This is a genomic window from Sulfurifustis variabilis, from assembly GCF_002355415.1.
GTDB classification, from domain to species: domain Bacteria; phylum Pseudomonadota; class Gammaproteobacteria; order Acidiferrobacterales; family Sulfurifustaceae; genus Sulfurifustis; species Sulfurifustis variabilis.
The window spans coordinates 114,243-138,112 of sequence record NZ_AP014936.1 but is presented as its reverse complement, the minus strand read 5'-3'; the positions used below and the strand labels follow the sequence as shown (position 1 = coordinate 138,112).

Annotated in this window: 25 protein-coding genes; 8 read left to right on the top strand and 17 right to left on the bottom strand. The window is 66.7% G+C overall.

Translation table 11 applies throughout. The features are described from left to right. Nucleotides 1-14: 14 nt before the first annotated feature. The 3 genes from aroE to SVA_RS00610 are packed head-to-tail and all read right to left on the bottom strand — an operon-like array spanning nucleotide 15 to nucleotide 4,541. Nucleotides 15-863: a shikimate dehydrogenase gene (aroE, locus tag SVA_RS00620; RefSeq protein ID WP_096457310.1), complete on the bottom strand. Its 849-nt coding sequence runs from the start codon at nucleotides 861-863 to the stop codon at nucleotides 15-17. 29 nt (nucleotides 864-892) lie between these two features. Next, on the bottom strand, nucleotides 893-1,567 hold the full coding sequence (locus SVA_RS00615) for a GntR family transcriptional regulator (protein WP_096457307.1): 675 nt from the start codon (nucleotides 1,565-1,567) through the stop codon (nucleotides 893-895). A 1-nt stretch (nucleotide 1,568) separates the two neighbouring features. Continuing rightward, on the bottom strand, nucleotides 1,569-4,541 hold the full coding sequence (locus SVA_RS00610) for an FAD-binding and (Fe-S)-binding domain-containing protein (protein ID WP_197703304.1): 2,973 nt from the start codon (nucleotides 4,539-4,541) through the stop codon (nucleotides 1,569-1,571). Between the two features lie 178 nt (nucleotides 4,542-4,719). Between SVA_RS00610 and SVA_RS00605 the strand changes: the two genes are divergently transcribed. The 6 genes from SVA_RS00605 to SVA_RS00580 all read left to right on the top strand — a co-directional run bounded on the left by SVA_RS00605 (nucleotide 4,720) and on the right by SVA_RS00580 (nucleotide 11,028). After that, entirely contained in the window at nucleotides 4,720-5,922 is a 1,203-nt protein-coding gene (locus SVA_RS00605) for a pyridoxal-phosphate-dependent aminotransferase family protein (RefSeq protein WP_096457304.1), read from the top strand. A 164-nt stretch (nucleotides 5,923-6,086) separates the two neighbouring features. Beyond that, nucleotides 6,087-7,064, top strand: coding sequence for a TRAP transporter substrate-binding protein (locus SVA_RS00600; protein ID WP_096457301.1), 978 nt, complete (start codon nucleotides 6,087-6,089; stop codon nucleotides 7,062-7,064). A 59-nt stretch (nucleotides 7,065-7,123) separates the two neighbouring features. Next, on the top strand, nucleotides 7,124-7,633 hold the full coding sequence (locus tag SVA_RS00595) for a TRAP transporter small permease (RefSeq protein ID WP_096457299.1): 510 nt from the start codon (nucleotides 7,124-7,126) through the stop codon (nucleotides 7,631-7,633). After that, nucleotides 7,634-8,914: a TRAP transporter large permease gene (locus SVA_RS00590; RefSeq protein WP_096457296.1), complete on the top strand. Its 1,281-nt coding sequence runs from the start codon at nucleotides 7,634-7,636 to the stop codon at nucleotides 8,912-8,914. A gap of 129 nt (nucleotides 8,915-9,043) precedes the next feature. Next, nucleotides 9,044-9,820 (top strand): enoyl-CoA hydratase/isomerase family protein, encoded by a 777-nt coding sequence (locus SVA_RS00585; RefSeq protein WP_096457293.1) that lies wholly within the window; start codon nucleotides 9,044-9,046, stop codon nucleotides 9,818-9,820. A 2-nt stretch (nucleotides 9,821-9,822) separates the two neighbouring features. After that, entirely contained in the window at nucleotides 9,823-11,028 is a 1,206-nt protein-coding gene (locus SVA_RS00580; protein WP_096457290.1) for a CaiB/BaiF CoA transferase family protein, read from the top strand. Between the two features lie 107 nt (nucleotides 11,029-11,135). On the opposite strand, the gene SVA_RS00575 is transcribed toward SVA_RS00580, so the two are convergent. The 4 genes from SVA_RS00575 to SVA_RS00560 form a co-directional block, all read right to left on the bottom strand. Further along, nucleotides 11,136-11,573 carry a hypothetical protein gene (locus SVA_RS00575; RefSeq protein ID WP_096462760.1) on the bottom strand — a complete coding sequence of 146 codons (438 nt, stop codon included), beginning with the start codon at nucleotides 11,571-11,573 and terminating at the stop codon, nucleotides 11,136-11,138. A 192-nt stretch (nucleotides 11,574-11,765) separates the two neighbouring features. Beyond that, entirely contained in the window at nucleotides 11,766-13,019 is a 1,254-nt protein-coding gene (locus tag SVA_RS00570; RefSeq protein ID WP_096457287.1) for an RNA polymerase sigma factor, read from the bottom strand. Further along, on the bottom strand, nucleotides 13,016-13,360 hold the full coding sequence (locus tag SVA_RS00565) for a YciI family protein (protein WP_096457284.1): 345 nt from the start codon (nucleotides 13,358-13,360) through the stop codon (nucleotides 13,016-13,018). Before SVA_RS00565 ends, SVA_RS00570 begins: the two co-directional genes overlap by 4 nt. Before the next feature lie 127 nt (nucleotides 13,361-13,487). Next, nucleotides 13,488-14,501, bottom strand: a complete 1,014-nt coding sequence (locus SVA_RS00560; RefSeq protein ID WP_197703303.1) for a haloalkane dehalogenase — start codon at nucleotides 14,499-14,501, stop codon at nucleotides 13,488-13,490. 150 nt (nucleotides 14,502-14,651) lie between these two features. Here SVA_RS00560 and SVA_RS00555 point away from each other — a divergent pair, with 150 nt between their 5' ends. Next, on the top strand, nucleotides 14,652-15,290 hold the full coding sequence (locus SVA_RS00555; RefSeq protein WP_096457278.1) for a TetR/AcrR family transcriptional regulator: 639 nt from the start codon (nucleotides 14,652-14,654) through the stop codon (nucleotides 15,288-15,290). Nucleotides 15,291-15,321: 31 nt separating this feature from the next. Continuing rightward, nucleotides 15,322-15,615 (top strand): hypothetical protein, encoded by a 294-nt coding sequence (locus tag SVA_RS00550; RefSeq protein ID WP_096457275.1) that lies wholly within the window; start codon nucleotides 15,322-15,324, stop codon nucleotides 15,613-15,615. A 98-nt stretch (nucleotides 15,616-15,713) separates the two neighbouring features. Here SVA_RS00550 and SVA_RS00545 read toward each other — a convergent pair whose 3' ends face one another. The 10 genes from SVA_RS00545 to SVA_RS00505 form a co-directional block, all read right to left on the bottom strand. Further along, nucleotides 15,714-16,409, bottom strand: coding sequence for a cytochrome c biogenesis CcdA family protein (locus SVA_RS00545; protein ID WP_096457272.1), 696 nt, complete (start codon nucleotides 16,407-16,409; stop codon nucleotides 15,714-15,716). An 18-nt stretch (nucleotides 16,410-16,427) separates the two neighbouring features. After that, nucleotides 16,428-17,213 (bottom strand): DUF899 domain-containing protein, encoded by a 786-nt coding sequence (locus tag SVA_RS00540; RefSeq protein ID WP_096457269.1) that lies wholly within the window; start codon nucleotides 17,211-17,213, stop codon nucleotides 16,428-16,430. Further along, entirely contained in the window at nucleotides 17,210-17,896 is a 687-nt protein-coding gene (locus SVA_RS00535) for a Vgb family protein (RefSeq protein ID WP_096457266.1), read from the bottom strand. Before SVA_RS00535 ends, SVA_RS00540 begins: the two co-directional genes overlap by 4 nt. A gap of 44 nt (nucleotides 17,897-17,940) precedes the next feature. After that, entirely contained in the window at nucleotides 17,941-19,161 is a 1,221-nt protein-coding gene (locus tag SVA_RS00530) for a helix-turn-helix domain-containing protein (RefSeq protein WP_096457263.1), read from the bottom strand. Nucleotides 19,162-19,282: 121 nt separating this feature from the next. Continuing rightward, nucleotides 19,283-19,567 (bottom strand): hypothetical protein, encoded by a 285-nt coding sequence (locus SVA_RS19250; protein WP_148665337.1) that lies wholly within the window; start codon nucleotides 19,565-19,567, stop codon nucleotides 19,283-19,285. A gap of 1,059 nt (nucleotides 19,568-20,626) precedes the next feature. Beyond that, nucleotides 20,627-20,968, bottom strand: coding sequence for a DMT family protein (locus tag SVA_RS00525; protein ID WP_096457260.1), 342 nt, complete (start codon nucleotides 20,966-20,968; stop codon nucleotides 20,627-20,629). 73 nt (nucleotides 20,969-21,041) lie between these two features. Further along, nucleotides 21,042-21,701 carry an alpha/beta hydrolase gene (locus SVA_RS00520; protein ID WP_096457257.1) on the bottom strand — a complete coding sequence of 220 codons (660 nt, stop codon included), beginning with the start codon at nucleotides 21,699-21,701 and terminating at the stop codon, nucleotides 21,042-21,044. A 75-nt stretch (nucleotides 21,702-21,776) separates the two neighbouring features. Further along, nucleotides 21,777-22,037: a hypothetical protein gene (locus SVA_RS00515; protein WP_096457254.1), complete on the bottom strand. Its 261-nt coding sequence runs from the start codon at nucleotides 22,035-22,037 to the stop codon at nucleotides 21,777-21,779. A gap of 140 nt (nucleotides 22,038-22,177) precedes the next feature. After that, a complete protein-coding gene (locus tag SVA_RS00510) occupies nucleotides 22,178-23,191 on the bottom strand; it encodes a sodium:calcium antiporter (protein WP_096457251.1) in 1,014 nt (337 codons plus the stop codon). A gap of 10 nt (nucleotides 23,192-23,201) precedes the next feature. After that, a complete protein-coding gene (locus SVA_RS00505) occupies nucleotides 23,202-23,828 on the bottom strand; it encodes a glutathione S-transferase family protein (RefSeq protein WP_096457248.1) in 627 nt (208 codons plus the stop codon). Nucleotides 23,829-23,870: the final 42 nt, after the last annotated feature.

Sequence of the window (23,870 nt, the reverse complement as noted above, 5' to 3'; positions counted from 1 at the left end):
TTTGTTCATTAAGATCAGAGTGAACCGCGGCGCAGCCCTTCGATCACCGGCGCCGTCTTCGGCCGCACGCCGCGCCACACGAAGTACGACTCGGCGGCCTGCTCGACGAGCATGCCGAGGCCGTCGACCACCTTCTCCGCGCCGTGCAGCACCGCCCAGTCCATGAACGCCGTCGGCTTGTCGCCGTACATCATGTCGTAGGCAAGCGCGCCGCGCGCGAAGAGCGTCTCGGGCAGGGCCGGGACCTCGCCCTTCAGGCTCGCGCTCGTGCCGTTGATGACGACGTCGAAGTGCTTTCCCTTGAGGGCGTCGAAGCCGCAGGCCTCGACCTGACCGTGGGCGGCGAAGGCCTCGGCAATGTCGCGCGCCTTCGACACGGTGCGGTTCGCGATCATGACGTTGGCAGGGTGGTGCTTCAGGATCGGGCCGAGCACACCGCGCACGGCGCCGCCCGCCCCGAGGATGAGCACGCGCCGTCCCTTGAGCGCCACGCCGAGGTTGTGCTGGATGTCGTGCACGAGGCCGGTGCCGTCGGTGTTGTCGCCGAAGAGCCGCCCGTCGGGCTCGAACCTCAGCGTGTTCACCGCACCGGCCTGCTTCGCGCGGTCGCTCAGATGATCCGCGAGGCGAAAGGCCTCGAGCTTGTAGGGCAGGGTGACGTTGAGGCCCTTGCCGCCGCCCGCGCGAAACTGGTCCACCGCCTGGGGGAAGCCGCCGGGGTCCACCTGGATCGCGATGTACTCGATCGCGTGGCGGAACTGGCGCGCGAACTGCTGGTGGATGAGCGGCGACTTGCTGTGGGCGACGGGGTTTCCCATCACCGCGTAGCGGTCGGGCTTCTCGAAGTCGAAGGGGTCGGCCATGCGCCTATTCTACCCCCGGCCGGTCTCGCCTAGCGGTCGCCGAGCAGGACCGCCTTCACCACGTCGGCCTTGTGCTGGAGGTGCTCCTTGAGCAGCCGCGCGAGGCGCGCCCCGTCGCGCGCGGCGAGCGCGGCGAGGATATGCTCGTGCTCGGCGACCGCCTGGTCCCAGCGCGGCGGCGACAGGTTCGCCATGTAGCGCGCGCGGCGCAGGCGCATGTTGAGGCTGCGGTAGATCTGCGCGAGGAGCGCGTTGCCGGCGGCGTTCACGATCGCCTCGTGGATCCGCTGGTTGATCTTGAAGTACTCGGACAGGTCGCGCCGCGCATGGTGGCTCAGCATCTGCTCGTGCAGCGCGCTGATGGCGGCGATGTCGCCGTCGGTCGCGTGGGTGCAGGCGAGCTCGCCCGCGAGGGCCTCGAGCGCCTCCATCACCTGGAACATCTCGTCGACGGATTCGGACGTGAGCTGGGAGATCACCGCGCCGCGATGGTGCTGCAGATCGACGAGCCCCTCCGAGGCCAGGATCTTCAGCGCCTCGCGCAGCGGCGTGCGCGAGATGCCGAAGCGCTCGCACAGCTCGCGCTCGGGGACGCGCGCCCCGGGCGCGAGCTCGCCCTCGACAATGAGGTCGCGAATGCGGCGCGCGACCTCGTCATGGAGCGGCGTGCGGTGGATGGGCCGGGCCGGTGCCGTCTCGCTCATGTCACGATCCCTCTTTCGTGTTCTCGCTCAGGGCCGCGGCGAGCACGCGCGCGACGTGGCGAGCGTCGCGGGCCGCGCCGTCGCGGATCTGCTGGCGGCAGCTCGTGCCGTCGGCGACGAGGATCGTCTCCTTGCCGGCCGCGCGTACGGCGGGCAGGAGCGCGGCCTCGCCCATGCGCATCGAGACGTCGTAGTGCCCGGCGTCATAACCGAAGGCGCCGGCCATGCCGCAGCAGCTCGATTCGATGGCCTGTACCTCGAGATCCGGAATCAGGCCGAGCGCCTGTTGCACGGCGCCCATCGCGCCGAACGCCTTCTGGTGGCAGTGACCGTGGAGCAGCGCGCGCCGCGGGAGCGGCTGGAGCGGAAGCCGCAGGCGGCCGGCCTTGTGCTCGGCGGCCAGAAACTCCTCGAACAGCATCGCCTGGCGCGCCAGGGACTCGGTCTCGGCGCCGGGGAGCATCGCCAGGTATTCGTCGCGCAGCGTGAGCAGGCACGACGGCTCGAGCCCGACGAACGGCACCCCGCGCTCGAGCCAGGGCGCGAGTGCGCTGAGGAGCCGGCGCGCCTCGGCGCGCGCCTCCTCGACGAGGCCCACGGACAGGAACGTGCGCCCGCAGCAGAGCGGGCGCCCGCCGTCGGCGGGGCGGGGGAAGCGCACGGCGTAGCCTCCGGCGCGCAGCACGGCCACGGCGTCGTCGAGGTTCTCGCGCTCGAACCAGCGGTTGAACGTGTCGGCGAACAGGACCACCTCGCGATCGGCCGTCAGATGCTCGACCGGCTCCTTGAACGCGTCGAAGCGCCAGCGCGGCAGGGGGCGCCGGCGGCTGAAACCGAGCAGCCGTTCGCCGAGCGCGGGGAGGCCCGGCAGGCGGTCGCGGAGATTCAGGAGCGGCGCCGCGAACCGCGCCCACGGCGCGTAACGCGGCAGGTAGGCAACGAGCCGCTCCCGGAGACCGGGCGGGTGGTCGCGCCGCCAGTGATGCAGGAACTCGATCTTCATGCGCGCCATGTCCACCCCGGTCGGGCACTCGCGCCTGCAGCCCTTGCACGAGACACAGAGATCGAGCGTGCGGTACATCTCCTCGGACGTGAACGCATCCGGGCCGAGCTGGCCGGAGAGCGCGAGTCGCAGGGTGTTGGCGCGCCCGCGCGTCAGATGCTGCTCGTCGTGGGTCGCGCGGTACGACGGGCACATGACGCCGGGATCGGCTTTGCGGCACGCGCCGTTGTTGTTGCACATCTCGACCGCGCCACCGAGACCGCCCCACGCCGACCAGTCGAGCGCGGTGTCGAACGGCGCGACGCCATAGCCCGGCTTGTAGCGAAAGAGCGCGCGGTCGTCGAAGCGCGGGGCGCGCACGATCTTGCCCGGGTTGAACACGCCGTGCGGGTCGAACGTGTCCTTCACCTCCTCGAACGCGCGCACGAGGCGCGACCCGAACATCGGTTCGTGGAACTCCGAGCGCGCGAGCCCGTCGCCGTGCTCGCCGGAGTGCGAGCCCTTGTACTCGCGCACGATCGCGAGCGCCTCCTCCATGATCGCGCGCATGCGCCGCGCGCCGTCCTCGGTCTTCATGTTGAGCACGGGGCGCACGTGCAGGCAGCCGACCGAGGCGTGGGCGTACCAGGTGCCCGTCGTGCCGTGCTTCTCGAAGATGCGCGTGAGACGGTCCGTGTAGTCGGCGAGGTCCTCGAGCCGCACCGCGCAGTCCTCGATGAAGGAGACCGGTTTTCCGTCGCCCTTCATCGACATCATGATGTTGAGCCCCGCCTTGCGGACCTCCCAGATGGCGGCCTGGAAGGCCGGCTCCACGGCCTCGACGACGCCGCCCGGGAAGCCGAGCGTGCCCATGAGGTCGCCGAGCGCGCGCAGGCTTTTCAGCTGCTCGGCGTGGTCTTCGCCCGCGAACTCGACGAGGAGCAGCGCCTGCGGCTCGCCCCGGACGCACTTGTCGACGGTCGCGCGGAACATCGCGATCTCGCGCGAGAGGTCGATCATCGTGCGGTCGACGAGCTCGACCGCCGACGGGCCGAGCTTCACGATGTGCCGGGTCGCATCCATTGCCTGATAAAAGGTCGGGAAGTGGCACACGCCGAGCACGCGATGGGGCGGAATGGGCTGCAGCTCGAGCTCGAGGGCCGTGAAGAACGCGAGCGTGCCTTCGCTCCCCACGAGGAAGCGGGCGAGGTTCGGCTCGGGCTTGATCAGCTCGTCGAGGTTGTAGCCGCCGACGCGGCGCAGGAGCTTCGGGAAACGCCGTTCGACCTCGTCGGCCTCGCGCGCGGCGATGGCGCGCAGGCGGTGCGCGAGCGCGACGTAGCGAGGCGGGCCCTCCGCGGTGTCGGCGAAGCGCGCGACCGTGCCGTCGGCGAGCACCGCCTCGATCGCGCGCACGTTGTGCACCATGTTGCCGTAACGGATCGAGCGCGAGCCGCAGCTGTTGTTGCCGGCCATCCCGCCGAGGGTCGCGCGGTTCGCGGTCGAGACGTCGACGGGGAAGAAGAGCCCGGCGGACTTGAGACGCCGGTTGAGCTGGTCGAGCACTAGCCCGGGCTGCACGGTCACGCGCCGCCCCTCGGCGTCGAGCGCCAGAACCCGGTTCAGGAATTTGCTGGTGTCAATGACGAGGGCGTGCCCGACGGTCTGGCCGATCTGCGACGTGCCCCCGCCGCGCGGCAGCACCGGCACCCCCTCATCGCGCGCGATGGCGATCGTACGGGCGATGTCCTCGGGCGTCCGGGCGACGACGACCCCCACGGGCTCGACCTGGTAGATGGAGGCGTCGGTGCTGTAGCGACCGCGGGACGCCGCGTCGAAAAACACCTCGCCTTCGATCTCGCGTCGCAGGCGCGCCGCCAGCCGCGGGTCGCCGATGCGATCGGCGGCACCCAGGACCGGCCGGGTAGCAGCGGCGCTCGCAGTGGCAATCGCGCCCTTTACGCCGGGCGCTTTCGGGGCAGCGGTTTGCAAGGCTCCGGGTTCTCCAGTTTTCAACGGTGTCCCGACCGTGCATCGGCCGGGAACGAATGAGCGGTTATCAGGCTTGCCAAAACCGAATGCAATATACAATATTCAAACCTCGTCGCGCCTGACAAATCACCGACTGCCTGTCCGTCGGCCTCCGGGCGCATCACTACGGGGAACCATCATGTCTGTCCATCGCGGGCGTCATTTTCTTCAGATTCCCGGCCCCACCAACGTGCCCGACCGCGTGCTGCGGGCCATGGATACCCCGGTCATCGACCACCGGGGTCCCGAGTTCGCGCGCCTGGGCCAGGAGGTGCTCGAGGGCCTGAAGGCGATCTTCCAGACGCGCAGCCCGGTCATCGTCTTTCCGTCCTCCGGCACCGGCGCCTGGGAGGCCGCGCTCGTCAACACGCTCTCGCCCGGCGACAAGGTGCTGATGTTCGAGACCGGCCACTTCGCGACGCTCTGGCACCGGATGGCGAAGGGTATCGGCATCGAGGCCGAGCTCGTACCGGGCGACTGGCGCCACGGCGTCGATCCCGCCGCCGTCGAGGCGCGCCTGGCCGACGACCGGAGCCATGCGATCAAGGCCGTGGCGGTCGTGCACAACGAAACGTCGACGGGCGTCGCCAGCCGCATCGGGGAGATCCGCAACGCCATCGACCGCGCCAATCACCCCGCGCTCTTTTTCGTCGACACCATCTCCTCGCTCGCCTCGATCGACTACCGTCACGACGAGTGGGGCGTCGACGTCACCGTCGGCGGATCCCAGAAGGGGCTGATGCTCCCGCCCGGGATCGCGTTCAACGCGGTCAGCGAGAAGGCGCTCGCCGCGGCGAAGAGCGCGCGGCTGCCGCGCTCGTACTGGCGGTGGGAAGACATGCTTGCGAACAACCAGTCCGGCTTCTTTCCGTACACCCCGGCGACCAATCTGCTCTATGGGCTGCGGGAGGCGATCCACATGCTCCTGGAGGAAGGTCTGCCGGCGGTCTTCGCCCGCCACGCCCGCCTCGCGGAAGCGACCCGGCGCGCGGTGCGCGCCTGGGGGCTCGAGATCCTGTGCCTGGAGCCGCGCGAGTACAGCAACAGTCTCACCGCCGTCCTCCTGCCGGACGGTCACGATGCCGACCGGCTCCGCCGCATCATCCTCGAGCGCTACGACATGTCGCTCGGCACCGGGCTCGGCAAGGTCCAGGGGAAGGTCTTTCGCATCGGCCACCTCGGCGACTTCAACGAGCTCATGCTGGCGGGCACGCTCGCCGGCGTGGAGATGGGCCTCCGGCTCGCCGGCGTCCCGCACAAAAGCGGCATCGGCGCCGCCCTCGCGTACCTGAGCGAGGAGGCGACTGCGGACGCACGGGAAACACGAGCAATGCGGGCATGACTCGCCGAATGTTTATCGGGAATTTCGAGTGTTGAATTTCGGTGCGCGCTTCGCGCGCCTCATACATTCAACATGGAGCATTCAGCATTAAGAATTGGTTTTGAGAGGAGGAGAGAGCACCACCACGCAGTTCAACCCGTCACAACAAACCGGAGGATGGAGAGATGAAACTCACCAGACTGATCGCCGCGCTCGTGCTCGCCGCGGGCTTCGCGGCGGGCGCACAGGCACAGATGGAGCTCAAGTTCGGTCACGTCGGCGGGCCCGGCTCGCTGTTCGAGCTCTCGGCCCAGGAGTTCGCCAAGCGCGCGAACGAGAAGCTCAAGGGCAAGGCCACGGTCGTCGTCTACGGCTCGAGCCAGCTCGGCGGCGACAAGGAGCTGCTGCAGAAGCTCAAGCTCGGCACGGTCGACTTCGCGCTTCCCTCCACCGTGATGTCCTCGGAAAGCGACCTCTTCGGCGTGTTCGAGATGCCCTACCTGGTCAAGGATCGCGACCACATGAAGCGCATCGAGAAGGAGGTCTTCTGGTCGAAGCTCGCGCCCGCGGCCGAGGCCAAGGGGCTCAGGATCCTCGCCGTGTGGGAGAACGGGTACCGCCACATCACGAACAACAAGCAGCCGATCAAGACGCCCCAGGACCTGCAGGGCATCAAGCTGCGGGTGCCCGAGGGCAAGTGGCGCGTGAAGATGTTCCAGACCTACGGGGCCAACCCGAGCCCGATGAAGCTCTCCGAGGTGTTCGTCGCGCTCCAGACCGGCGTGATGGACGGCCAGGAGAACCCCTTCACCCAGATCTTCTCCTCCAAGTTCCAGGAAGTGCAGAAGTACCTCTCGCTCACCGGCCACGTGTACACGCCCGCGTACATCACCACCGGCAAGAAGCGCTGGGAGAAGCTGCCGGCCGACGTGCGCAAGGTCCTCGAGGAGACCGCCAAGGAGACGCAGGCCTACGTGTACGAGACCGCCGCGCGGCTCGACGGCGAGCTGCTCGACAAGATGAAGGCCGCCGGCATGCAGGTGAACGAGGCCGACAAGGACGCGTTCGTGAAGGCGAGCAAGCCGGTGTACGACGAGTTCGGCAAGGAAGTGAAAGGCGCGAAGGAGCTCATCGACCGCTCGCTCGCGCTCGCCAAGAAATAGGCCGGTATCACCCCACCCCCGCACACCGGGGGTGGGATCGCCACGAGGAGGAGGGCCCCATGGCGCGCGCGCGTGCCGGATTCGAACGCCTGCTCGAAATCATCGTCATCGTGCTCATGGTCGCGCTCGCCGTGGAGGTACTCCTCGGCGTGAGCTTCCGCAAGTTCGGCTCGGCGCTCGTCTGGTACGACGAGATCGCCTCCGTGACTCTCGCCTGGCTCACTTATTACGGCGCGGCGCTCGCCGCGCTCAAGGGCGCCCACATCGGCGTGCCCGAGCTGCTGCGCCTGCTGCCCCCGGCCGCGCGCATTCCGCTCATCTTTGTCTCCGAGGCGATCGTGCTCGCGTTCTTCGCCGTGCTCGGCTGGTACGGCTGGGTCGTGCTCGAGGTGCTCGCGACCGACAACCTGGTGAGCGTGCCCGAGATCTCGGTGATGTACACCCAGTCGGTGATCCCGATCGGCGCGGCGCTCTTCATCGTCGCCGAGCTGCTGCGCCTGCCCGAGCTGCTCGCCGAGGCGCGCGAGACGGACACGCACCTGGGCGAGGCCGAGGAGAGGGGCATCTAGATGCAGGCGCTGCTGATCCTCCTGGGCCTCATCGCGCTCATCTTCATCAACGTGCCGATCGCGATCGCGCTCGGCATCGTCGCGATCGTCGCCATGGTGGCGGCGGGCGGCTGGGACATGCTCGTGAACCTGCCGATCATCATGTTCCAGGGCGCGACCAACTTCCCGCTCATCGCCATCCCGCTGTTCGTGCTCGCCGGCGCCATCATGAACACCGGCGGCATCTCGCGCCGCCTGATCGCCTTCGCCTCGGCGCTCCTCGGCTTCATCCGCGGGGGGCTCGCGATGGTCAACATCGGCGCCTCGCTCTTCTTTGCGGAAATTTCCGGCTCCGCCGTGGCCGACGTGGCGGCGCTCGGCTCGATCCTCATGCCGGCGATGAAGAAGAAGGGCTACCCGCGCGCGTTCACCGCCGCCGTCACCTCCTCGTCGGCGTCGCTCGCGATTATCATCCCGCCGTCGATCCCGATGATCCTCTACGCGGCGATGGCCGACACGTCGGTGGTGCAGCTCTTCGTCGCCGGCATCGTCCCCGGGGTCCTCGGCGGGGTCCTGATGATGGGCCTGTCGTACTGGTTTGCGGTGCGCTACCACTACCCGGTCGAGGAGGTGTTCCAGCTCCGGCGCCTGTGGACCACGTTCAAGGACGCCGGCCTCGCGTTTCTCCTCCCGATCATCATCCTGGGCGGGATCTTCGGCGGGGTGGTCACGGCGACCGAGGGCGCGGGCCTCGCCGTGGTCGCCGCGCTCGGCATCGGCTTCGCCTACCGGGAGCTCGACTGGAAGCTGCTCCGGAACGCGATCGTGGACGGAGGCGTGCAAACGGCGGTGGTGATGCTGCTCGTGGCCGCCTCGGCCCTGCTCGGCACCTACCTGACCGAGTCGCAGATGCCCCAGAAGCTCGCGCTCGCGATGGTCCAGTGGACCCAGAACCAGTACGCGGTCCTCGCCATTCTCAACGTGTTCTTCCTGGTCGCCGGCCTGTTTCTGCACTCCGCCGCCGCCATCATTCTCGTGGTGCCGATCGTGATGCCCATCGTGCATGCGGTGGGCATCGACCCGGTTCACTTCGGTCTGATCGTGACGCTAAACCTCGCGATCGGGCAGCAGACGCCGCCGGTCGCGAGCGTGCTGATGACGGCCTGCTCGATCGCCAAGGCGAACATCTGGGAGGTGACGCGGGTGAACGTCTGGTTCATCGGCGTCCTGCTGCTGGTGCTCATGCTGGTGACCTACGTGCCGGTGATCCCGATGGGGCTCGTCGAGTACTTCTATCGCTAGACACTTCGGCGGGAAAGCTGGCCTCGAATGTTGAACGTTGAATTCTTGATGTTGAATTAATGAGCGCGCCAAGCGCGCACCTCAATTCAACATTCAACATTAAGCATTCAAAATTTTGGAGCTCGTGCCATGTCGGAGATCCTCCTCCAGCCCGACGGCGACATCGTCACCGTCGTCCTCAACCGTCCCGAAAAGCTGAACGCGCTGACGCGCCCCATGTGGCAGCGCCTGGGCGAGGTCATGCGCGAGCTCTCCGCGAGCGAGACGGTGCGCTGCATCGTGATCCGCGGCGCGGGCGACAAGGCGTTCGCGCCGGGCAACGACATCTCCGAGTTCGAGAAGACGCGCTCGACCAGCGCCCAGGCGCGCGACTACGGCAAGGTGCACCACGAAGCGCTCGCGGCGCTCTACGAGTGCCGCCACCCGATCGTCGCTCTGATCAAGGGCATATGCGTCGGCGGCGGCCTCGAGATCGCCTCGCTCTGCGACCTGCGCATCTGCGGGACCTCGAGCCGCTTCGGCATCCCGATCAACAAGCTCGGCCTGAGCGCCGGCGTCGCCGAGATTCAGGCGCTGGTGCGGATGAGCAGCCGCGCGGTCGCGCTCGAATTGCTGCTGGAGGGCCGGATCCTCGGCGCCGAGGAGGCGTATCAGAAGGGAATGGTCACGCGCGTCGTCGCCGACGAGAAGGTCGAGGAGGAGGCGTATGCGACGGCGCGACGCATCGCCGACGGCGCGCCGCTCGTCGCGCGGCTGCACAAGCGGTTCATGCGCCGCCTCGACGAGGATCGCCCGATCACGCAGGAAGACATCGACCTCGCCTATCCCTGCTACGACACCGAGGACTTCAGGACCGGCTACCGCGCGTTCCTCGCGAAGACCAAGCCCGCGTTCAAGGGGCGCTAGCCATGGCACACGGAGCGCTCGCGGGCGTGAAGGTCATCGAGCTCTCGCACATCATGGCAGGGCCGATGTGCGGGGTGCTGCTCGCCGACCTCGGCGCCGACGTGATCAAGGTGGAGAAGTACCCGGACGGCGACGACTCGCGCCGCATGATCCCGCCCACGATCGACGGCGAGTCGGCCGCGTTCATGATGCTGAACCGCAACAAGCGCGGGACCTCCATCAACCTCAAGCATCCCGCGGGGAAGGAAATACTCGCCCGGATGCTGCGCACCGCCGACGTCGTCGTCGAGAACTACCGCCCGGGCACGATGGAGCGCTTCGGTTTCGGGTACGAAAGCCTTAAGAAGGAGAACCCCGGCCTCATCTACTGCCAGCTCACCGGCTTCGGCACGACCGGCCCCTACGCCGACCGCGCCGGTTTCGACCTGATCGCACAGGGCATGAGCGGCCTCATGAGCATCACCGGCGAAGGCCCGGGCCGACCGCCGGTGAAGGTGGGCGTGCCGATCACCGACATCACCGCCGGCATCCTCGGCGCGGTGGGCATCCTCGCGGCGTACACCCACCGCCTGAAGACCGGAGAGGGTCAGCGCGTCGACACGTCGTTGCTGGAAGCCGGCATCGTGCACACCGGCTGGCAGACCGCCATCGCCCTCGCGACCGGCGCCTCGCCCGGCCCGCTCGGAAGCGCGCATCCCCTGAGCGCCCCCTACCAGGCGATCCAGACCGCCGACGGCTGGATCAACGTCGGCGCGGCGAACCAGGCCAACTGGCTGCGCCTCGTCGAGGTGATCGGCGAGCCCGAGCTCGCGCAGGATCCCCGCTTCAAGGACAACGCCGCGCGCATGCAGAACCTCCCGCCGCTGGTCGAGCGGCTGACCGCGCGCTTTCGCGCCGCGACCACCGCCGAGTGGCTCGAGCGCCTCGAGCGCGCCGGCGTCCCCGCCGGCCCGGTGCTTTCGATCAACGAGATGCTGCAAGACCCGCAGGTGAACGCCCGCGAGATGGTGGTCGAGGTCGAGCACGCGCGCCTGGGCTCCGTGAAGACGCTGGGCGCGCCCGTGAAGCTCTCGGCCACGCCGGCCCGCGTCGCGCGCGCTGCCCCGGTGCTCGGCCAGCATACGCGCGAGATCCTGAAGGAGTACGGGTACGACGACGCGGCGATCGAACGTTTTGCCGCGGAAGGCGCGGTCGTGGTCGCCAAGTAGTCCGCAGCCGTTATCCCCGAGCCGCATCGCACCCGCGGCGGTGTTTCGCGTCGCGAGCGCCCGCTTTCGGCCAGAAGCGGATTCAACACTCGAACTCAGCGACGGGCCTAAAGCGCAGTTCTTGTGGAGCCCGTTGGAACGAATTGTTCGCTCTTGGACCGATACACAGCCGCAATTAACGGACTGATGATTGCGTACTGAACCAGAATAAACGCGGTTTCGATCGTCAAGAAGCCCGGCACGGAGGACATTTGATGCTTTGCGCTGACGGCAAGAACCATGAAGCTCCAAGCAAGGGGGCACGCCAGCAATGCGAACTTGAATGCCCCTTTCAGGATCGGTTCACCCGAAAACATGCGCTCGTAAACCACGGACCAGATGACACCCTGGATAAGCATTGAAGCGATCCCAAAAGGAATGATGACGTCCTCCCGATACACGTTAAGTGACTTGTAGTAATCGGCAAAGATCGTCAAATGCCAGAAGAAGCCAAGCGGAAACGTGGGGAGCACGTAGGCCAGTAAGGCCAAGATTCTTTTCTTCATATCGGTGATTTCTCTTTTGATGAAAAAGCTAACGCTCGGCATTAGGGCCGCGTAACGGCAAGCGCAGCGCCGCTATTGCGGCGTCCCTGCAGGCCGTTGTTGGACGTCAATTCTGTTTCACTGGTCCGCTGCCCGAATTCGGCCAGAAGCGGGCCCTTGATGCGGTTCAAACAAGCGGCCATTCGAACGTGCTCAACCGAAGCTCCCGATCCGGAGCCGTCGCCGCAAAAGCTCTTTCACTGCCGGGGTCGGAGCTGATCTCAACGCTGCCTCGCGGTAGCGGTCCGCCGTATCGGCGTGTCCGCAACGGCGATGCAAGTCGGCCAAAACCGCAGCCCACAGGTACGAGCCGACCAACCAGGCCGGTGGCTCAAAGCCCCGGAGCACGGCGAGCCCTGCGTCCGGTCCTTGCCACTCTGCAACCGCTACGGCACGGTTCAGCTTGTGTAGCGGAGACGGGGCGATCCGCTCCAGGAGCGAGTAGCACTCCACGACTTTTTCCCAACGGGTCTCCTGAAACGAGGGGGCGAGGCAGTGTTCCGCCGCGATCCCGGCCTCCGCGTGATACCTGGAGAAGCGATTTCCCTGTGCGGATCTGGCCAGCCACTCCAACCCGATCTGAATTCGGTGCCAATCCCAAAGCGCCCGGTCCTGCTCCTTCAGCAGGAGCAGGCCGCCCGATGGGTCCTGGCGAGCGGTCATCCGCGCCGCGTGCAGATGCATCAGAGCCAACAGGGCAAACGTTTCCGGAGTCTGGCCTGCCGGATGTTCCGCGAGGATGGCAGCCAATCGGATCGCTTCGTTACAAAGCTCCGCGCGAATCGCCATTTCGGCGTGGGAAGAAAGGTAGCCTTCCGTGAATAGGAGGTAGAGGACTTGGTGCACGGCCGGCAGGCGCGACGAATGTTGATCGGCCGTAAGCCCGTCCAGTCGAGGCCGGATCTCCTGCAAGCGGCGGCGAGCTCGACTCAGGCGTTTGTATACGTTGGCCTCGCTCAAAAATAACCGAAGCGCAATTTCACGAATATCGAAACCGCAGAGAGTCTTCAGCGCCAGCACCAGCTGTGACTCGACGGGGATTTTTTCGTCGCAGCAGTGGAACAGCATCCCCAGCAGGTCGTCGCGCACCTCTCCCGCCAGGAAGATCTCCGAACCGTTCTCCGGAGTACCGATATCTTCTATTGCGTTTTGCTCCAGGATGCGACGGCGCCGCGTTCGTTGGCGCAACTCCCCGATGAGGTTGTTGTGCGCTACACGAAATAGCCAAGCCGACGGATTGTCCGGCAGGCCAGCAAGCGTCCATTTCTCAAGAGCAGCCATCAAGGCGGACTGAACGGCGTCCTCCACGACCTCGATGTGCTTCACTCCCACACGGCACGACAGCATGGCAACAAGCCTGCCGTACTCGTGCCGGAAGAAGTGCTCAACGAGCCTGGGTGCGGTCAAGGAGTGCTGATCTCCCTGATCTCGAGGCTCGATCCGGGAGTCACGACGCCGGGGCACTGACGGGCGATCTCCATTGCCTCTTCCACGTCCTTCGCCGAGAGAATCATGAAACCGCCGACCACCTCCTTGGCTTCCACGAACGGCCCGTCCGTTGCGCCATCCGAGGTAAGCACTTTTCCGCCGCTGCCCAGTTTTCCGCCCAAATCGACGATGTTCTGCTGGAACTTCGCTTTCCAGGCATTGAATTTGGCGTACATCTCTTCCATTTGGGCCGGAGACGGTTTCCCGCCTGTCCCGGTCTGGCGTGGCTGGCTTCTTCGGATGCACAGATATTTGGGCATGGTGTCTCCTTTTCTTGGCTCCCCGCGGTCGACTGAATCAACTATCCGTCATGACGCGTTGGCGCGCCCATTTTGGACACTTCTCTTCAGGCGGCTCCGTAGTCATAGATTGAAATCGGACGACCGCCTAGTTCCTCCGCATCCATTCCGAGATCGCAAGACCAATGGCGTGCGGATTGTCCTCCTGAATGAAGTGCAAGCCTTGTCCCACAAACGCCGTCTCCAGCTGCGGGATGTTCTGCCTGTACCAGGAGACGACAGAGGACGGGACGAGAACGCCCGGTTCTGCGTAGAGAAGGAGTATCGGTTTGTTCGTGCCCACCATGAACTGCCGGATGGCATCCATGCGCTCCACGACATAGCGCGGCTCGCCCGCAATCGGCACTTCCCGCGGCCAGGCCAGCAACGGTTCGCGGTCCGTGCTGCGGACGTAGGGCCGGCGGTATTCCGCCATCGCGACCGGACCGAGGGAGCGGTTCACGAAGTTCGGCAGTATCTGTTCGACAAACATGTGGTTCGCGATAACCATCTGTCTTCCCTGAACGGGGTCCTTGAACGCCCTGAACATGCCGCCCATCTCCGGGCCCATGGCCTCGAAGCTCGGCTGCGGAAAGATCGGCGGCAGCACACCCTCCATGAAAGCGATCCGCTTCACCCGGTCAGGATGACGGCTGGCGTAATCGAAGCCAAGCGCCGCTCCCCAGTCGTGCACCACGAACGTGATGTTCTTCAGCTTGAGCTCATCGATGAAGCCTTCCAGATAGCCGTAGTGATCCTTGTACCGGTAGCCGGTCGTCGACTTCCCGGATCGACCCATGCCGGCGAGATCGATGGCGATGGCTCTACCCTGTCCCGACACCGCCGGCATGACGTTGCGCCATAGATATGAGGACGTGGGGTTGCCGTGGACAAACAGGATGGGGTCACCCTTTCCCTGCTCGACGTAGTGAATGCGGGTGCCGTTGACCTGTACGTACCGTCCTTCCGGCGCCGGTGCTTCCGGTACCTCCGCGCGTGGCAGCTTGTGGTTTTCCGATGGACCATGTGCACACGCCGCCAGTAGACCGGCGGCAACGCCAAGCACGAGCACCATGCCCGGCCGGCGAAGCCACCGGTGGGCTGTCAATGCTGATCGGTTCATGATTGTTTCCTCGGTTGGGCGGCGAGGGACGCTCACCGCGTGGATGGGTCCGGCCCGAGGCCGGCAACAAATGGACATATGTGTCCAAAAGTGGACCGGAGCATAGTAGTTTTGTACACTACTGTCCAGTAGTACCGACCGGGGGCCGTCATGGGCAAAAAGGACGACGATCCGCAGACCGCGAGAATGGGCCGGCCAGCGGGCTTTGCGCGCGCGGATGCCGTGAAGGCGGCAATGAACTACGTCTGGAAGAAAGGATTCCTCGCCGCCTCCGCGACGGAACTGGCCGAGGCGATGGAGATTCAGCGGTCGAGTTTTTACAACAGCTTCGGCGATCGCGAGGCGTTGTTCCGGGAGGTTCTGGCCCTGTACGGTGCCCAGGCGCCGGATGCGCCGCTGCGCCAGATCCAACCGGGCGATTCCGTCATTCCGGCCGTGGTCTCGGTGCTGCGCAACGTTTGCCACATCCGCGCCACGGATGCCGAGGCGCGCGGCTGTCTCGTGTGCAACGGGGTCGCGGAGCTGGCCGGGATCGATGACAGGATTGGCGCGCTCCTCGAAAAAGCCGTCAAACAGCAAGTAGCGCTGATGGAGCGGTTGTTCTCGCAGGCCGTCCGGCAGAGGGAACTCCCGGCGGTGGACGACATCGCGGGCACGGCGAAGTCATTCGTCGCGTTCCTGATCGGTCTCAATATCCTGTCGAAGGTGGTTCGCAGCGAGAAGCAGCTGTGGGCGTCCTGCCGACAGTTCCTGCTTGGATTGGGAGTGTCGAAGGCCTTCGTGAAGTAACTCGTGTGTGACTGAATCGGGAGAGGCGAAAATGAAAAAAGGATGCCCGGACGCGGGTCTGCCGCCGACCAACGTGAAGTGTCCGCAGTGCCGAAAGGGCACACTCGAAGTGGCGCGCGGCCGATTCGGCCCGATCTACAAGTGCACGGACGGCTGCGGCTATTGGCTGGAATCGCGGCCCACCGGCGCCAAGTGCACCTACCTGCGAGGCAGAACGAAGTGCGGCGCGCTCATGGTTCGGGGCACCAAGACCATCCCCGACCGGTGCAGCGACAAATCGTGCCCCAACCGCAATCCGCACAAGCTGAAGAACAAGGTCGCCTGATGACGGACGCGCGGACCATGGCCGGCTGCGACGTACGCGCTTCAATCGGTTGATGTGTCAGCGCTGCGTTGGTTAATGCCTGTCGCGCGCCGCATCGCTTAGGCCGCCAGCTCGGGAACAAAGAATAAGTAGGCGTTGAGCAGGTAGAGCCCGGAGAGGATCAGCACCAGGCCGCCGGCGATCTGCAACCCGCGCTCGCAACGCGTCCAGCCCGCGCGGCCTTCGAGCCAGCCCATCGCCGACGCACCGAGGACGACCGGGATGGCGCGGCCCACCCCGAACGCGAGCATCAGCAGCACGCCGAAGAGCGGCGAGCCGACGCCGGCCGCAATGCCCAGCAGCACGACGAGCGCGGGGGTGCAGACCGGACACACCGCCACCGAAAACGAGGCCCCAAGCGCCGCCGCGCCCCACAGGCCGGCGGTCCATCGCGCGCGAAACGGTATGCGCGGAACGGGCAGCCGGATCCACCCCGGCCACGCCAGCCCCATCGCGATGGCCGCCGGCCCGAGCACCAACCCCCACTCGCGACCGATGACGCGCTGGATCCAGCCGCCTCCCAGGCCGACGACGAGCCCGAGCAGCGCGTGCGTCGCGATCATGCCCAGCACGAACATCGACCCCAGCAGCACCGCCCGTCGCGGTGACGCGGCCTTGGTCACGCAGGCGAGCGAAACGGGGATGGCGGCGAGCGCGATCGGGTTGAAGCTGAAGAGGAAACCGATCGCGACGCCGACGGCGAGCGACGCGAGGCTCGCCTGCTCGAGCGTGCTGCGTACCGCCTCGATGTCCATCGCGAAACCCTGCCCGCCTCAGCGTGTGCCCGCGCCGTCGTCGGCGTACTCGTCGTGGCGGCGCCACCAGACGCCGGTCTCGTTGCGCCCCCGGGGGGCGCGGTCGAGCCACTGGTACATGCCCCAGAGCCCGTCCAGTCCGCGCGCGTAGGTGGAATAGGCGTGGTAGACGACGCCGTCCTCGAGGACGAACGCGCTCATGCCCGGCCGCTCGCGCACGTACGTGGCCACGTCGGTTCCGCTCATGGCCGCGAACGTCGCGGGCCCGTCGGGTGTCGAGCGCGAAGGGATGTCGGCGGTGGGCGCCTCGCGCCGGTAGTTGTATTCGATACCGCCCTCACGTTGCTGCGCCTCGGTGAACCCGACGCTGAAGTCGAAGTTGAAGTCGCCGCCGAACGAGGACGCCCAGGGGAAGGTCCACCCCATCCGCCGCTTGTACGCCTTAAGCTTCGCGAGCGGCGCCCGCGACACCGCGCACAGCGTGACGTCGTGGTTCGCGAGGTGGACGATGAAGCCGTTGAAGCCGTCCGCGATCGCCGAGCAGGACGGACACCCCGCCTTGTAGTCGGGCCCGAACATGAAGTGGTAGACGAGGAGCTGCGAGCGTCCCCGGAAGAGATCGGCGAGGGAGGCCGCGCCCTCGTCGGTTTCGAAGCGGTACGGCTTGTCGATTCGAACCCACGGCAGCTCCTGCCGCCGCCGCGCCAGCTCGTCGCTGCGCCGCGTCAGCTCCTTCTCGGCCTCGAGTAGCTCGAGCCGGGCGGCCAGCCACTCCTCGCGTGTTCCGGTCTTGTGGTCGGTCATCGCTTGTCTCCTTTCGGACGTCGCACGGCGCGGACCTTCCCGCTCGGTCCGCCGCCGCAATAGAAAAGGTTTTCTCCGTCGGACTCGAGCCCGCTGACGCCGGTGCCGCGCGGCATCTCGAGCCGCTCGAGCACGGTGCCCGTCTCCGGATCGATCCGGCGGATTTCGCTCTCGTCGCCTTCCCACGTGCCGTGCCACATCTCGCCGTCGACCCAGGTCACGCCGGTGACGAAGCGGTTGGACTCGATGGTGCGCAGGATGGCGCCGGTCTCGGGATCGATCCGGTGGATCTTGCGATCGCGGTACTGGCCCACCCACAGGCTGCCCTCGGCCCACGTGAGGCCCGAGTCGCCGCCCTTGCCGGGCGCCGGGATCGACGCGACGACGTCGCCGGTGGCGGGATCGATCTTGTCGATCCGCCCCTCGACGATCTGATAGAGGTGCGTGCCGTCGAAGGCGGTGCCGGCGTCGCCCGCGCACTCGAGCGTGCGCGCGATCTGGCCGCTCTCGGGGTCGAATGCGACCAGCTTCGGGCCGGTGGCGGCCCAGACACGGCGGCCGTCGTGGGAGACGCCGTGGATGACGTCGGCGCCGGCAAACGGGCCGTACTCGCGCACTATCGCGGCCGCGCGCGCGGGTGGCTGCGATTTCGTCTCGTCCGTCTTGGTTCGGGTACGGGTCATCGATTGTCTCCTCGCGGCGTTCGGAATGGCGCCGCAGGAGCAATCTACCCGGGCGGCAGCGCGGCGGGGAGTAACAAGATCGTCGTGAATCCGGCGAGCGGCGGCGACAGCCAGCGCCGCGCGCGAGCGCGCCCGATCGAGCGCACCCGCCCTTCGGTCTCCAACTGGACGAGCGCGCGCTGGACCGTGCGCTGGCTGGCCCCGAGAGCGAGCGCGAGGGCGGAGGTGGACCAGGGCGCGCCGTCGGCGAGGAGCGCCAGCAGCGATGCCTGATCGCCGTCGATGGGCGGCACGAGGACGACGACGTCGCGCTTGCCCCGCGGCGCGAGCGCGAAGCCGCGCGCGCTGGCCTCGATGCGCGCCAGCTTGGTTACGAGCGCGCGCAGACGGCCGATCTCGACGCGCAGGCGCGCCCGGTGCGACTCGTCCGGGCGGCGGGCGCGAAACGCGCGCGCGATGAGCGCGTTCCGATCGACGTCGCCGGGCCAGGCCTCGGCGAGCGCGCGCGCCAGCGCGAACAGCACCGGCCGGCGCGCCAGCGACCGCCACTCGCGGCCCGCGCGCAGACCGCGACGGCAGGCGTCGACCACCAGCGCGCCCGAGGCGAGGAGCGCCTCGACCTCGTCGAGGCGGAGCACCTGCTCGTGGCCGGCGTCGATGCGCCGCGCGGCGGGACGATCGACCGCGGCGCGCGCCTCGGTCACCTCGGCAAGAAGCGCGGGCACGGCGGCGCGTTCGGCCGCATCGAAGGCACGCGCGAGCGCCGCCTGCGCCTGCGCCGTGCGCAGCGAACGCAGCGCCACCTCGGCCGCGGCCATCTCGGCCACCGCCGCGAGCGGCGGCGGCATCCCGCGCGCGTCGAGGCGGTCCAGGGCGGCTGCCGCCTCGTCGAGACGGCCGAGCAGGAGTAGCCGGCGCACCGCGATCAGACGCGCGTGCAGCGCGTTGGCACGATCGGCGCGCGCCTCGAGCGCGTCCGCTGCCGCCGAAAGCAGGCGCGGCGAGCCGCGGAGATCGCGCATGGCGAGCGCCACCTCGGCCTCCGCCACGACACACCGGGCGCGCGCCAGCGCTTCGTGGGACCCGAAGCCGCGAGCAGCGCGCCGCAAGAGTTCCCGGGCGCGCGGGTGCTCCCCGAGCTGCGCCATGGCGATGCCGCGAAGCGCAAGCGCCGGCGGATCCTCGCGCAGCGCGACGCGCTTCAAGGCGCCGAGCGCGTCCCCGACGGCAAGGGCCCGCGCGGCGGCGGCGATCAGGGAGTCCATCGGGGCAGGCTGGTGGGGAAACTCGCGATCGAGAAGCTGATCTCAGAAGGCGCCGGGGCTGTAGTCGAGTCGCCCACGACGGCCTGACTGGCACGGTCCCGTCCGCGCCCGCCTCGGCTGTTCACGCGTCGTTGACTGGCTCGAAGTCTTCGCGTTTGAGGCCGTACTCAAACGCCGCCTGGTCCAGCGCGTACTCGAACGTTTCGTGCCAGGTATCGCCGCAGAATTCGTCATCCTCCGTGTAGCGATACATCTTGCACGGTTCGGTTTCGGAACCATCCAATTCGATTTCTACTCGATCAGGAAGAGGAAGAGGCCCGATGACTTTCACTTCGCCGTCCTCTATTGTCGCCAGCTTGTGAATGTCCTTGCGAAGAACCTGTCTCACTTTCGCGATGTACTTCACGGTATGCCCTCACCGTTGAACCGCGCTACGCCGCCACAGCGACAACCGGATACGAAACGTTGCTCGTCGGCGGGAGCGACGTGTCATGATCTCTTGTGCGTGTTCGCACCACGACCCTCGTGAAAGCCTAGCCCTGCGGCTAGAGCCAAGAGACTGAACCATGTTTCGGTCCAATGGGTACCAGCGAATCCCTTAAAGGCCCAAAATCCTGCCACGAACAGAACGGTACCGGTGCCGATCAGGATTAGAGATGCGCGTTGTCTAAAGGGAATCTGTGTAGTGCTCATAACGCTTTGTTGTGCCGTGCCCGCCATGGAGGCATGAGAACCATGACCCGCTGTCCCGGGCGTCGACACGAGCAAAAAGTTAGATGACTACACGTTCTCATCCAGCTCAAGAATGAACGTCTTCTTAAGAACCAACACCAATGCAACAAGAGCTATCGGAGCAGCAAACCACGCCGGAAAAAAAATCCGAGGACGAGGGAGATCACGAAGAGAACGGGCAGGACGAAAGTGAATGTCTTACTTTCACCTCGCCACACCAAGCTGGCGCCACAGCCGGCACACTGGTAATAAGACACACCCTTTCGATAGGTCGCGCCCCTGAGCAACGGAACAGTCCCGCCACATTTTGGGCATTTTCATGATGTTCTCGCGATTAGTGATCAACCCCCTCTGACTCTGATTTCCGTATTTCCGCAATAATTTCCCGCATGGGTTTATGCGTACACGGCCTACCAGGCGCCACCCTGTCGATGATTGCTTGAATGGAAGCGCCATTCTCGAGTATCTCCGGAAACAGCTTCGAGATGCCGAGCGTGAAGCTTCTTATTGCCGAAATCGATCTGTGTCAGACTTTCTCGGTTCGTTTCAATACGCCATCCCAGTCTGCGTGCCACTGTCACTACATCATTAACGAACTGAGTCTTGTTGTTCATGCGTGGCCACCTTCCGCTAAGTCAACACGCGGAAGTGTAGACACGAGGCGGGCGCAAAAACTAGTTCAGTACCATCAAAATTACTCTCCACCGTTGGCACCAGCCCCTTCTATGAGCCGTCATGCGCCTGTTGGCGCCCGGAACATGAAGTACGCCGCGCCGACGAGACACAGTCCCGCCCAAAGAAAATCGAGCTTGAGCGGCTCGCGCATGTAGAGGATCGCGAACGGGACGAATACCGTGAGCGCGATGATCTCCTGGATCACCTTGAGCTGCCCCAGATCGAACTGCCCGTAGCCGGCGCGGTTCGCGGGGACCTGGAGCAGGTACTCGAAGAACGCGACGCCCCAGCTCACGAGCGCGGCGATGATCCAGGGCTTGTCTCGCAGATCCTTGAGATGGGCGTACCACGCGAACGTCATGAAGATGTTCGAGAGGGAGAGCAGGACGATGGTCTTCATCGAAACTCGCGACGCGGTGTCGCACGGGCAGCTCGGGCCGAGCCGCGGCGGATTCTAGCAGCGGGCGGGCGTTTCAGCGCCGGGGGACGTGGGGCGCGAGCCGATCCGCCAGACGATCGTGCAGGTCGGTCAGGCGCTGGTGGAAGAAGTGGCCGGTGTCGGGGAGCTTGAGATAGTCGGGGCGCGGCGCGAGCCGCTCGATCCAGGCCTCGACCGCCGAGACGGGCACGATCTCGTCCCGGTCGCCCTGGACGATGAGCCACGGCGCGGCGGGGGCGTCGAGCGTCGCGAGCTCGGGATAGAGGGTGATCGCCGGGGCGACGGTGACGAGCCGCGCGACGGGGAAGCGCAGCGCTGCGCGGATGGCGACGAAGGCCCCGAACGAGAAGCCGGCGAGCCACAGGGCGTCGTCCGGCCGCCGCGACCGAAGCCACTCGAGGGCCGCGAGGACGTCGTCGGTCTCGCCGACGGCGTCGGCGAACTCGCCTTCGCTCTGGCCGACTCCCCGGAAGTTGAAGCGCAGCGTGTGCAGGCCGAGCTCGTTCAGCGTGCGCGCGAGGATGTGCACCACCTTGTTCTGCATCGTGCCGCCGTGCAGCGGGTGCGGGTGGCACACGACCGCGGAGGCGGCCGCCGCCCGTTCGGGTTCCGGGCACCCGCCGAGCGCCTCGAGCCGGCCGGCGGGCCCATCGATGAAGAAGCGCTCGGGGCCGCAGGGGTAGACGTCGGACATGGCGTGATTCTAGGCGAAGGCGGGAAGGCAAAAAAAAAGGCCCGCCGGGCGGCGGGCCTTTCGCGGGCGGGACGGTCAGACGATCGGGGTGTTGTAGAAGTACCCGAGCGCGCCGGCCGCGCCGGCGAGCACGATCCCGATGATGCTCAGGAAGCGCTGCTGCGGGGCGGCGATGGTGAGGCCGAGGAGGCCCAGAAAGAATCCCCCGAGGCTGAAGTACGTCGGGCTGACGAGCAGCGCGCCGGGGCTCATCGCGATGGCGAGAATCCCCATCAGCCGGCCGTCGGTCGGCGAGCCGTTGTGGGCGGCGGTCGGGGTAGCGGAATCGTTACTCAAGGCATCTCCTCCTGCGTGGTCGGTGTGTCGGTGTTATTAGGACGTGGCCTCCGGGAACGGAGGCCGCGGCACTATGACCAAACGCGGGGGCGGGCGGAAATACAATCGCCCGATGGGCTGATAAGGCGGCTCGATCGAGTCTAAATCGTCACGCTGGCGATATAAGCGATATAGCAGGCGCCGTTGAACAGGAGATGGTAGGGCCGCAGCGTCCCGCGGCGCATCATGAAGAACAGGTAGGCGCTGGCGACCAGCGTGAGGATCACCCCGGTCACGACCTCCGGGCGCGGTTCCCAGGGCGTCAGCATGATGCCGAGCGCCGGCAGCAGGCTCCCCTGGAACACCATGGCGCCGGTGACGTTGCCGAAGGCGAGCGTGTCCCGGCGCCGGCGGATCCACAGGACGCTGTTGATCTTCTCCGGCAGCTCGGTCGCGATGGGAATAATAAGGAGCGAGAGCACCAGGGCCGAGACCCCGAGCAGCTCCGACAGCGCCTCCACGCCGTGCACGAAGCCGTGGGCGCCGAGGAAGATGCAGCCGAAGGCGAGCGCCAGCTGGAACAGGATCACCGCCATGTGCTCGCCCAGCCCGAAACGCCCGAACGCGCGCACGACGTAGAGCGGCGCCTCGGCCTCGGTCCCGTGCCCGTCCTGCACGAGCTTCGCGGACGCGCGGATCGTGAGCATCAGGTACACGAAGTAGGTCAGCACGAGCACGATCGCGATGATGCCGCGCACCGGCGACCAGGTGTGGGGCACGAAGATCGCGACCGTCGACAGGCCGAACGCGAACAGGAACCAGCTGAGATCGCGCGCGAGCCCACTGCGCTCCGGGTGCAGCTCGCCCGGCCATCCGCGCTTGTGGGCGGCGAAGATCGCCATCAGCAGCATCGCCACCGTCGAGAGCATGAGCGGCGCGCCGAGGATCGCGCCCACGCCCACCTCCTCGCGCACCTCCTGCGTGCTCGCGGTGGAGAGGATCGCGATCACCGGGATCATGGTCTCGGGCAGCGCCGTGCCGACGGCCGCGAAGATCGAGCCGGTCACGCCCTCGGATATCTTGAGCCGCTCGCCGAGGTGCTCGAGCGCGTTGGTGAAGCCCTCGGCGCCGATCAGGATGATGACGAGGGCGCCGAGCAGAAGCAGTACGCTCATGGGACGGGAATCAGCGCTTGGCGCCGGCCGGGCGCTCCAGGCCCGGCGGCAGCGTTTCCATGAAGGACGGGCGCGCGCCGATCCGGGCGTGCCACTCGGCGAGGCGGGCGTGCCGCTCGCGCCAGGGATGCGCGTAGCGAAAATCGACGTAATCGAGCGCGACGCCGAGCGCGAGGTCGGCGTAGCCGAAGCGGTCGCCGACCAGGAACTCGCGCGCGACGGCGCGATCCGCGTACGCGAGCGCCCGGGCGATCTTCGCCTCCTGGCGCGCGATCTGGTCGGCCGACTGGCGCTCGGGCGGCCGGCGGGACTCGAGCAGGCGCGTGACAGTCGCATCCAGCATCCCCTGCGCGAGCGAGTGCCACTGCAGGGTCTGCCAGCGCGCGTCGCCCTTCTCGGGGATCAGCGCCGGGCCCTTCCGGACATCGAGGTACTCGCAGATGAGCGGCGAGTCGAAGAGGAACGTCCCGTCGTCGCGCTCGAACACGGGCACGGTGCCGAGCGGGTTCATCCCGGGGACGGGGCTGTCCGCGGCCCAGGCGTCCACAATGACGAACTCGCACGCGATGTCCTTTTCCTTGAGCAGGACGCGCACCTTGCGCACGTAGGGCGACGTGAGTGAACCGTAGAGTTTCATGATGACCTCACTTCAAACTCAATTTGGAATGTGGAATGGTTG

What these genes read in the sequence shown, in the direction of transcription:
- aroE (WP_096457310.1), bottom strand. Translation starts at nt 863, where the DNA reads ATGGCCGACCCCTTCGACTTCGAGAAGCCCGACCGCTACGCGGTGATG.
- SVA_RS00615 (WP_096457307.1), bottom strand. Translation starts at nt 1,567, where the DNA reads ATGAGCGAGACGGCACCGGCCCGGCCCATCCACCGCACGCCGCTCCAT.
- SVA_RS00605 (WP_096457304.1), top strand. Translation starts at nt 4,720, where the DNA reads ATGTCTGTCCATCGCGGGCGTCATTTTCTTCAGATTCCCGGCCCCACC.
- SVA_RS00600 (WP_096457301.1), top strand. Translation starts at nt 6,087, where the DNA reads ATGAAACTCACCAGACTGATCGCCGCGCTCGTGCTCGCCGCGGGCTTC.
- SVA_RS00595 (WP_096457299.1), top strand. Translation starts at nt 7,124, where the DNA reads ATGGCGCGCGCGCGTGCCGGATTCGAACGCCTGCTCGAAATCATCGTC.
- SVA_RS00590 (WP_096457296.1), top strand. Translation starts at nt 7,634, where the DNA reads ATGCAGGCGCTGCTGATCCTCCTGGGCCTCATCGCGCTCATCTTCATC.
- SVA_RS00585 (WP_096457293.1), top strand. Translation starts at nt 9,044, where the DNA reads ATGTCGGAGATCCTCCTCCAGCCCGACGGCGACATCGTCACCGTCGTC.
- SVA_RS00580 (WP_096457290.1), top strand. Translation starts at nt 9,823, where the DNA reads ATGGCACACGGAGCGCTCGCGGGCGTGAAGGTCATCGAGCTCTCGCAC.
- SVA_RS00575 (WP_096462760.1), bottom strand. Translation starts at nt 11,573, where the DNA reads ATGAAGAAAAGAATCTTGGCCTTACTGGCCTACGTGCTCCCCACGTTT.
- SVA_RS00565 (WP_096457284.1), bottom strand. Translation starts at nt 13,360, where the DNA reads ATGCCCAAATATCTGTGCATCCGAAGAAGCCAGCCACGCCAGACCGGG.
- SVA_RS00560 (WP_197703303.1), bottom strand. Translation starts at nt 14,501, where the DNA reads ATGAACCGATCAGCATTGACAGCCCACCGGTGGCTTCGCCGGCCGGGC.
- SVA_RS00555 (WP_096457278.1), top strand. Translation starts at nt 14,652, where the DNA reads ATGGGCAAAAAGGACGACGATCCGCAGACCGCGAGAATGGGCCGGCCA.
- SVA_RS00550 (WP_096457275.1), top strand. Translation starts at nt 15,322, where the DNA reads ATGAAAAAAGGATGCCCGGACGCGGGTCTGCCGCCGACCAACGTGAAG.
- SVA_RS00545 (WP_096457272.1), bottom strand. Translation starts at nt 16,409, where the DNA reads ATGGACATCGAGGCGGTACGCAGCACGCTCGAGCAGGCGAGCCTCGCG.
- SVA_RS00540 (WP_096457269.1), bottom strand. Translation starts at nt 17,213, where the DNA reads ATGACCGACCACAAGACCGGAACACGCGAGGAGTGGCTGGCCGCCCGG.
- SVA_RS00535 (WP_096457266.1), bottom strand. Translation starts at nt 17,896, where the DNA reads ATGACCCGTACCCGAACCAAGACGGACGAGACGAAATCGCAGCCACCC.
- SVA_RS00530 (WP_096457263.1), bottom strand. Translation starts at nt 19,161, where the DNA reads ATGGACTCCCTGATCGCCGCCGCCGCGCGGGCCCTTGCCGTCGGGGAC.
- SVA_RS00525 (WP_096457260.1), bottom strand. Translation starts at nt 20,968, where the DNA reads ATGAAGACCATCGTCCTGCTCTCCCTCTCGAACATCTTCATGACGTTC.
- SVA_RS00520 (WP_096457257.1), bottom strand. Translation starts at nt 21,701, where the DNA reads ATGTCCGACGTCTACCCCTGCGGCCCCGAGCGCTTCTTCATCGATGGG.
- SVA_RS00510 (WP_096457251.1), bottom strand. Translation starts at nt 23,191, where the DNA reads ATGAGCGTACTGCTTCTGCTCGGCGCCCTCGTCATCATCCTGATCGGC.
- SVA_RS00505 (WP_096457248.1), bottom strand. Translation starts at nt 23,828, where the DNA reads ATGAAACTCTACGGTTCACTCACGTCGCCCTACGTGCGCAAGGTGCGC.